The sequence below is a fragment of the Treponema bryantii genome (assembly GCF_900111035.1).
In the GTDB taxonomy this organism is placed as follows: domain Bacteria; phylum Spirochaetota; class Spirochaetia; order Treponematales; family Treponemataceae; genus Treponema_D; species Treponema_D bryantii_C.
This window is the reverse complement of record NZ_FOFU01000001.1, coordinates 248,190-256,547: the sequence shown is the minus strand read 5'-3', so window position 1 is coordinate 256,547 and position 8,358 is coordinate 248,190. Positions and strand designations below refer to the sequence as shown.

The 8,358-nt window shown below is 35.8% G+C and carries 8 protein-coding genes; 3 read left to right on the top strand and 5 right to left on the bottom strand.

The annotated features are described in order from the left end of the window. Positions 1–324: 324 nt before the first annotated feature. The gene (locus BMY21_RS15720) at positions 325–477 is read right to left on the bottom strand and encodes a hypothetical protein (RefSeq protein WP_177177691.1); all 153 of its coding nucleotides are present in this window, start codon (positions 475–477) and stop codon (positions 325–327) included. An 85-nt stretch (positions 478–562) separates the two neighbouring features. Between BMY21_RS15720 and BMY21_RS01195 the strand changes: the two genes are divergently transcribed. Next, entirely contained in the window at positions 563–1,396 is an 834-nt protein-coding gene (locus BMY21_RS01195; protein WP_143064134.1) for a hypothetical protein, read from the top strand. A gap of 80 nt (positions 1,397–1,476) precedes the next feature. Here BMY21_RS01195 and BMY21_RS01190 read toward each other — a convergent pair whose 3' ends face one another. The 3 genes from BMY21_RS01190 to rpsO all read right to left on the bottom strand — a co-directional run bounded on the left by BMY21_RS01190 (position 1,477) and on the right by rpsO (position 4,535). After that, entirely contained in the window at positions 1,477–2,793 is a 1,317-nt protein-coding gene (locus tag BMY21_RS01190) for a TDE2508 family outer membrane beta-barrel protein (protein ID WP_074640121.1), read from the bottom strand. Positions 2,794–2,815: 22 nt separating this feature from the next. Next, positions 2,816–4,057, bottom strand: a complete 1,242-nt coding sequence (locus BMY21_RS01185; protein WP_074640120.1) for a TDE2508 family outer membrane beta-barrel protein — start codon at positions 4,055–4,057, stop codon at positions 2,816–2,818. Positions 4,058–4,265: 208 nt separating this feature from the next. Then, entirely contained in the window at positions 4,266–4,535 is a 270-nt protein-coding gene (gene rpsO, locus BMY21_RS01180; RefSeq protein ID WP_074640118.1) for a 30S ribosomal protein S15, read from the bottom strand. Between the two features lie 235 nt (positions 4,536–4,770). Between rpsO and BMY21_RS01175 the strand changes: the two genes are divergently transcribed. Then, positions 4,771–6,441 (top strand): putative bifunctional diguanylate cyclase/phosphodiesterase, encoded by a 1,671-nt coding sequence (locus BMY21_RS01175; protein WP_074640116.1) that lies wholly within the window; start codon positions 4,771–4,773, stop codon positions 6,439–6,441. Here the strand turns inward: BMY21_RS01175 and BMY21_RS01170 are convergent, their stop codons facing one another. Next, a complete protein-coding gene (locus tag BMY21_RS01170; protein ID WP_074640115.1) occupies positions 6,442–7,203 on the bottom strand; it encodes an FAD synthetase family protein in 762 nt (253 codons plus the stop codon). 98 nt (positions 7,204–7,301) lie between these two features. On the opposite strand from BMY21_RS01170, the gene BMY21_RS01165 reads away from it, so the two are divergent. Beyond that, complete coding sequence (locus tag BMY21_RS01165; protein ID WP_074640113.1) at positions 7,302–8,327, top strand: branched-chain amino acid aminotransferase; 1,026 nt, start codon at positions 7,302–7,304, stop codon at positions 8,325–8,327. Positions 8,328–8,358 lie beyond the last annotated feature (31 nt).

The following is an 8,358-nucleotide window of genomic DNA, read 5'->3' as shown; positions in this document are numbered from 1 at the left end:
GGAAATCTTAGAGTTTAGATTTGAAACTACGGCAACTTCAATAAGACTTTTTCCCATAGGAGGTTCTGAGAACTGAAGTCTATGGGAAATCTCAGTGTTTAGAATTGAAATAGCGGCTACTTCAATGAGACTTTTTCCCATAGGAGGTTCTTAACCTTGAAACTTATGGGAAAAGAAGAAGTTAAGAGTAGCAACTGTGTCATCTTTAACGGGCTGTTTTCCCATAGGAAGCTCTGAAAATTGAAGCTTATGAGAAAACATGAAGTTCAAAAATACCAATTGAGGCATCTACTATGGGATGTTTTCCATAGGAAGCCTCAGGAATTAAAAATTATGGGAAAACCAGAAGTTCAGAGTAGCAAATACGGCAACCTCACAATGAAGTTTTCCTATAAGAGGAACTGAGAACTTAATCTTATGGGAAAACCTGAGCTTAAAATTATCATATACGCCATCTTCAATGAGACGTTTTCCCATAGGGAGCACTGAGAACTGAGATCTATGGGAAAACCGCTGTATTCTTACGGAACAGCAGCATAAAACTTAATAAAAGAGGTCAAAAATGAATATGGAATTACTTCCACCAGACACATTGTCCATACAGTTACAGGAAAAATTACATCAAATGAAGGATGTATTAGCTTCTCTTTCAAAAGCTATGAGAAATCAGCCAGAAGGGCATCTTCGGGTAGCTCAAAAACCTGGAAAGACCCCTCAATACTATCATTATACTTCTCCAGAAAATTTGACTGGAAAATATATACGAAAAAAACAGATAGAGTTTGCGAAAACTCTTGCACAGAAAGATTACAATGAACAAATCATTCAGTTGTTGCACAAAGAAATCTCGGCACTTGAAGACTATTTTTCAAAGGGAACTTGCGGAGAATCTATTTATGAGTTTTACAACACACTCTTCTCTCCCCGCCGTAAACTCATAACACCTGTAACTCTCACAAATGAACAGTATGCCATCAAATGGAAAAAAGTTACATGGATAGGACGTCCATTCGCGGCAGACGGTTCAGAATTCTATACAACACGTGGAGAACGAGTCCGCTCAAAATCTGAACTTCTTATCGCAGAAGCACTGGCCCATAATAATATTCCCTATCGTTATGAGTTTCCGCTTCAACTCCAAAGTACTTCAGGTAATGTCGTAAACCTTTATCCAGACTTTCTATGTCTCAATGTCCACACACGTACTGAATTCTACTGGGAACACTTTGGCCTTATGGATTCGCCCGAATACGCAAATAACGCAGCCGGCAAACTCCGCCTCTACACTGAAAACGGAATTCTCGCCGGACGCAACCTAATAATCACAATGGAAACACAAACAGAGCCTTTCTCAACCCGTACAATAAATAAACTTATAGAGACATATCTCATCTGATTTTCTAGTCCTCAGACAAAAAAAAATCCCGCCCGGTAAAAACCAGACGGGAAATATCAGACTCTAAATTGATTTAACAATTAGAACTTGTATGAAACCTGAATACTGATATTATGAACCAAGAGTTTATTCAAGTTTTTCCAGAATACATCAGTTTCGGCATCACCTTCCGTAAAGGTTGTAGTAAAATTATTACCAAATACAGCTTCCAGAATATTCCAGTTACAATCAAAACTAAGGTTTTTTATTGGATTAAACTGAAATCCTGTAGTAAAGCTTACCCGAGCATCTTCCCCATCCCACTTGGTAATTGTTGAACTATAATCTGTTTTTTCTGTATGAACCAAATTAAACCATGGTACAATAAATGCAATTCCTGCATTGAAAACAACTTTTTTTAAGGTATCATATTGGATTCCTGTAAATACCCTTGATTTTAGATCAAACTGAGTTGTTTTTACTTCTGAAATTCCATTATTGTTAAAGGTCAGAATAAAATCATTCCAGGTTTTTACACCAAATGAGAGTTTATCTGTAGGTTTAATAACCATTCTAAACTCTACAGGAAGTTCAAATACATTTATAGTTGTTTTATTAAAATCTTTATCTATTGGGAAATAAAGATTCCAGCCAAGAGATGTAAGTAAACTTGTCTCCATTGTAGAAGATTTAGAAAGAATTATAGATCCACCAGCAGCAAGAGCAATCTTATTACTTCGATTATCAGCAGTTACAGTAGAATCTGTAACTGACTTTGAACCATGAGAATCATCAGAATCTGAATTTTCATAAGTATTATTGAAATTAAATTTTAATAATACCCAAGGTTTTACATCTAACTTTCCAAGTTTTACCTTATTCCAGCCAGCACTTGCGTCAATACCCCATGCAGCATTATCAGTTATCTGTTTTGTTGCATCATCATTGGTTGAATTAAAATTATAATAATTGAAACCAACTCTTAAACCAACATTACCAAAACCAAACAAATTGTAGAAAGAAAATTTTGTTTCATCAGAAATTCCTTCCTTAATTTGTACAATTGTATCAGTATCTGTTTCGGTTTTAGTTTTTAAGTAGTCACCAAAATCTCCAGAGAAATAAGTTCCCCAGTAAATCTTCTTAAACTGCTTTGCAAAACCAATATCATATGCATTAGTTGTTGATGCACTAAACATTCCGAAGGCTTTTACAGGCTTCACTGTAGACCATTCATTAACATCAATAAAGTTATCGGCATCTGTTGTAAATAAATTATTAGAAGACTTTGATGTATTTGAATAAACAGCGATAACAGGATATTTTGCTGTTTTAAAGTACGCAATATTTTGTGCTGAAGCTGTAAATGCGGCAAATGCAACAGCAGTTACTGCAATTATTTTCTTAAAATGCTTCATAACAATTTCCTTCTTCTAAAACTTAGAATTTTACAGATACTTCAAATCCAATGTTGTGAACAAGAACCTTGTTTACTGTATTCCAGAAATTATAATTTCCTTCAGTTAAATTTGTGTCTGTATTATTACCAAATATATGTGCAAGAATTTCATAAGAACAATCTATGCAAATATTCTTTGTAGGTTTGATTGCGAAACCAGAGTTGAAACCTAAACTTGCATCATTTCCATCCCAAGTAGCTGTAGAGGTATTCTCATCCTTAACATAAGTAAATTTTGGGACAGCAAATTTTATACCTGCATTAAGATCGATATTCTTTTTTGTTGCATATGTAACACCAGCAGCAACAGAAGGAGTCAAATCAAAGTTAAATTCACTTGCATCTCCAACCTTTCCAAAATCAAGTTTAGATTCAAGATTTGCAGAGAAACCTAAAGAAAGAGCATTAGAAGCTTTTACAACAGCTTTATAACCAACAGGAATAACAATTACAAAATTACTCTTCTTTACGTCTGAATCAGCAGGCTTTTTCAAATTCATTCCCAAACCTACAGAAGCAGTCTGTTCTACATTTTTATCTTTTCCAACTGGAATATCTGCACCAGCTTCAAGACCTAATGTCCAAAAACGGTTATCAACAGTTGTTGCATTTTTTGTTTTAACACCATCAATATCAAAACTGAGTTTTGCAAATGGTATAATTTTTGTTTTCTTTACTTTATATTCTTTTAATCCAGCCTTGAAAGCCAAATTAAGTTTATCATTTGTCGTTGTATTATTTTCAGCTCTAGTTGAACCTCTATCACGATAATAGAAATCAAAACCAAGACCTACATTTCCAAAACCAAATGTATTATTGAACTGAAATTCAGAAGCTTCAGTTTTATTTTCTTTAGTTGTGTTTCCACCAACAGTTTCTTTTGTTGTCGTATTTTTACCAAGATTTCCAGCAAAGTAAACTCCCCAATAGAATTTTTTAAGCTGTTTTGCAAAACCAAGGTTATAAGTTGTAATTGGATCTCTATTTTCATAACCAAAATCAGAGCCCATACCAAAATAAGCGAAGTACTGCTTAGGTGCAACATTAGACCAATAGTTTACATTTGTAAAATCATCAACATCATTACCAAACAAACCAGCAGTAGCAACATTTGTTTTTGAAACTGGTTCTGTCGATTTTTTTACTTGTGCAGTCTGTGCAAACAAACCAAAACTGAATACAGCAGCTGCAGCAACTGCTGTAAATTTCTTAATAGAAATCATATTTATCTCCTTATTAAGAGTTTTGCCCTATATACAAGCAGCAAAACTTCTAATTTGCAAAAAACTATATAACATTAAGAAAAATAAGTAAATACTTATAATTTTATAATATAGAATTCTATTTAAACAAAAAAAATCCCGCGCAACGTGAAGCTGGCGGGATTTGTAGAGATGCTGAAACAAGTTCAGCATGACACGAAGGTAAAAACTACTTTCTGAGTCCGAGCTCTTTGATGAATGCACGGTAACCCTCGAGGTCTGTGCGTTCGTAGTAACGGAGCATCTTGCGGCGCTGTCCTACAACCTTGAGGAGAGCACGTTTTGCATTAGCGTCCTTTGGGAACTGCTTGTTGTGCTCTGTGAGCTGCTGAACACGCTGTGTCATGATAGCGATCTGAACCTTTACATTACCTGTATCAGTTTCTTTTGCGCCGTACTTCTTTACTGTTGCTGAAGTAGCTTCTTTTGTAAGTGCCATATTGGAACCCCTGAAAAATTATATGATTTCCAGCCAGGCCGGAAACTCTGTCTGAGCGGAAGTTCTGCAGGTCAAATCCTGGGTTTCTAGGAAGTAATCACAGAACATTCGTAAAACAGATTTTATTATTTTATTGAAAATGAATAATTTAATCAACATATTCGATTTTAATTTACATCAGCTTTTTATTGCCTTATACTTTTAGTATTGCTTTTTAATATTTTTGGAGAACTGGATGAAGTATTTGACTCGAAAAAATCTGCGGCTTTTGATTTTATCACTTTTAGGAATCGGGTGTATTATTGCACTTAGATATTCGGGAAAAAATCCAGCACCGTTCTTCCAGTTTTTATCATTAAAAATCCCTTCCAATACTAAAAATGGAATTATTTCTGGTTCATTATCGCTTATCTGCTTTCTTCTTGTTTTTACAGATTATAAAAAAGGATTTAGAATCGGTCTTGCACTTAATTTAATTTCCGGAGCAAATCTACTTTTTGGAATGATTATGAGCAATTCCATTATATCTATGCCGGGCCTGGTAACCAGCATAGTATCACTGGTAACCCTCGTAACTTTTTATTCTTTCTACAGACGCATTGCAGTAAGTAACCTTACAGACTATATTACATCACAAGGAAACCGCCGAAGCTATGTAAAAGAAATCAATGAACATATAGAAGCAAAAAAATCCTTTACCCTGGCTTGTATTGAACTTGAAGATTTTAAACATACAAATGATGTATATGGTATTCAGACTGGTGACTACCTTATTAAAAAGACTGCAGAAAAACTTTCTTCTATATTAGATAAGAAAGATAAGATGTTCCGTATTACTGGTTCAAAACTGGCTATTCTTTTTGAACCAGGAGAATCTCCAGAAGAACGTTTGAAAAGTGTAATAATTCCTGAAACTATTATTGTTCCATCTGAAGATGAAACTTTAACCGAAACAACCTGTAATATTTCTTTAGGAGCTGGTGTAGTTTATTCTCACCCTCCATACAATTATAAAAACACAGCCTCTTCTATTCTGAGAAATGCTGAAACAGCTCTTGCTGCTACCCGTAACCTGGCCGATAACAGAATCTGTATTTTTAATGAAAATATGGAAAACAATGATGCAAAACAGCGTGAAGCAGAATTCCTTGTAAAAGAAGGTCTTAAAAATAATTATTTTTATCTTGTATATCAGCCTCAGTTTACAACTGCAGAAAAAAAACTTCGCGGCTTTGAAACTTTAATCCGATGCAGAAAACCTGATTGCTCTATTGTAAGTCCTGTAGACTTTATTCCTGCCGCAGAAAAATCAAATCTTATTATGAAGATTGATGATTTTGTCCTTCAAACTGCCATGAGGGAATTTAAACCTGTCCTTGAAAATAATGAAAAAGAATTGATTATTTCTATAAATATATCTGCTAAAACCATGGGCAGCAAAGATTTTGTAAGCAGATTAAAATCTTTTATAGATGAAATTCAGTTCCCTACAGATAATCTTGAACTGGAAATTACTGAATATTCGTTCTTTGAATCTTTAGAAATAACCATTTCAAATATCAAGCAGCTGCGTGAAATGGGAGTACATATTGCACTTGATGATTTTGGTACCGGTTATACTTCTATCAAAACCCTTATGACACTTCCTATCAATATTCTTAAGATTGATAAGAGCCTTATTGATGATATTGAAACAAGTCAGAGCATGCGTGATGTTGTAGACTCAGTTATTTACATGGGACATGTTATGAATTGCGAAGTTGTATCTGAAGGTGTTGAAAAAGAATCTCAAATTGATATTTTGAATGAACATAAATGCGACTTTATTCAGGGCTTTATCTGGGGTAAGCCTATTGATTTTGAAGAAGCAAAGACTATGTGCAATCAGGAAGAGTTTGGGATATAATTATATAAACTTTACGGAATCACACTCCGGGAGTTCTACAATCTTTCCCTCTTTTATTTCCAGTCGTACCAGCTCCCCTTTTTCATTTTCGGTACGATAAAGACCATCCGGTGGAAGCAGCTGAGAACAATTTGAATCACGTTTAAAAGCTGCAACATCAAGTTCAAAAGGCCTTTCCAAAAGTTCCTGAGCAGTTGTAAAAAAGCCGCGGCTGAGCATTGTTCTGATATAGGATGAACTTATGCGTTCTTCTTCATCAGTTCCTTCTCTAAAATATACAGGATCTACAAAAATAGTCTCAACATTATTTTTTTCTGCCCAGTAACGGATAGCCTGAGCGTCGGTTGCTCCCTTAAAGCCGCAGCGGAAATCAATACCTTCTGCCAGAAGCTCCATATTGCAGACATTTAACAGGATATTCAGATAATCAGCACCCATCATACAGGCAAAAGAATCATCAAAATCTACTATAATAACAAAATCAATTCCCAGGTCTTCAAAAAGTTTAAGACGCTGGTTCAGTGTTGTGATATCGCCCTTATAATCGCTGCTATGTTTTATACCTGGCAGCGGGCGTGAAAATGTAACAACTCCGGCAGAAAGCCCCTTAGAACGGCATGCCTCAATAAGAGCTGAAAGCAGTTTTCTGTGTCCCTTATGAAGCCCATCAAAACATCCTGTAGAAAGGCCAGTTTTTGGGAACTCAGCAGAAGATTCTCCGTTCAAAATTGCTAAAATATCATTCCATGTGTAGATTTTCATATATTTATAATATAACACTTTACTAATAAATAAAATAGTTATATAATATTTAGTGTAAATAAACTTCTTTAGTATTTCTAAAGTTTTGGAGGCTAATAATGGCAACTAAAAAATTGGACTGGGGCAACTTGCCTTTCGGCTACATGGAGACTTCTAAAAGTTATGTAGCAAACTGGAAAAACGGTGAATGGGATGAAGGAAAACTCACTTCTGACCATACAATCAAAATCAATGAATGTGCCGGCGTATTGCAGTACGCACAGACCTGTTTTGAAGGCCTTAAAGCATATACAACTGAACACGGCGATATCGTAACATTCCGCCCTGATTTAAACGCTGAGCGTATGGAAAATTCCTGCAAGCGTCTTGAGATGCCGGTTTTCCCAAAAGAGCGCTTTATTGAAGCTGTTCTTCAGACTATTGAAGCAAATAAGGATTGGGTTCCACCTTATGGAAGCGGTGCTACTCTTTACATCCGTCCATATATGTTCGGTTCAAGCGCAGTTATCGGTGTAAAACCAGCTGATGAATATCAGTTCCGCATTCTCGTAACTCCAGTTGGACCATATTTCAAAGGCGGAGTTAAGCCTATTAAGGTTCGCCTTTCAGACCTTGACCGTGCAGCTCCTCACGGAACTGGTGATATTAAGGCTGGTTTGAACTATGCTATGTCTCTGCATAACATCGTAGACGCTCACAACAACGGCTATGCAGAAAATATGTATCTTGATCCTGCTACTCACACTTACCTCGAGGAAACAGGTGGAGCAAACATCCTCTTCATCACAAAGGACGGAAAGCTTGTTACTCCAAAATCTGATTCTATTCTTCCTTCTATTACCCGTCGCTCACTCGTAATTGTTGCAAAAGAGTATCTTAAGATGGAAGTTGAAGAGCGCAAGATTAACAAAGACGAACTTGCAGACTTCGTAGAATGCGGTCTTTGTGGTACTGCTGCTGTAATTTCTCCAGTTGGCGAAATTGATGACCACGGAAAGCAGATTATCTATAACGAAGGAAAACAGGAAATGGGTCCAAAGTTGAAGGAAATCTATGATACTTTGACAGGTATTCAGATGGGTAGACTCCCTGCTCCTGAGGGATGGGTTTATACCATTAACTAATATTAATTAAACTCTGTGAGAGACAAAAAAA

Coding starts and splice junctions, on each gene's coding strand:
- BMY21_RS15720 (WP_177177691.1), bottom strand. CDS start 477: ATGGGAAAACGTCTCATTGAAGATGGCGTATATGATAATTTTAAGCTC.
- rpsO (WP_074640118.1), bottom strand. CDS start 4,535: ATGGCACTTACAAAAGAAGCTACTTCAGCAACAGTAAAGAAGTACGGC.
- BMY21_RS01195 (WP_143064134.1), top strand. CDS start 563: ATGAATATGGAATTACTTCCACCAGACACATTGTCCATACAGTTACAG.
- BMY21_RS01185 (WP_074640120.1), bottom strand. CDS start 4,057: ATGATTTCTATTAAGAAATTTACAGCAGTTGCTGCAGCTGCTGTATTC.
- BMY21_RS01165 (WP_074640113.1), top strand. CDS start 7,302: ATGGCAACTAAAAAATTGGACTGGGGCAACTTGCCTTTCGGCTACATG.
- BMY21_RS01190 (WP_074640121.1), bottom strand. CDS start 2,793: ATGAAGCATTTTAAGAAAATAATTGCAGTAACTGCTGTTGCATTTGCC.
- BMY21_RS01170 (WP_074640115.1), bottom strand. CDS start 7,203: ATGAAAATCTACACATGGAATGATATTTTAGCAATTTTGAACGGAGAA.
- BMY21_RS01175 (WP_074640116.1), top strand. CDS start 4,771: ATGAAGTATTTGACTCGAAAAAATCTGCGGCTTTTGATTTTATCACTT.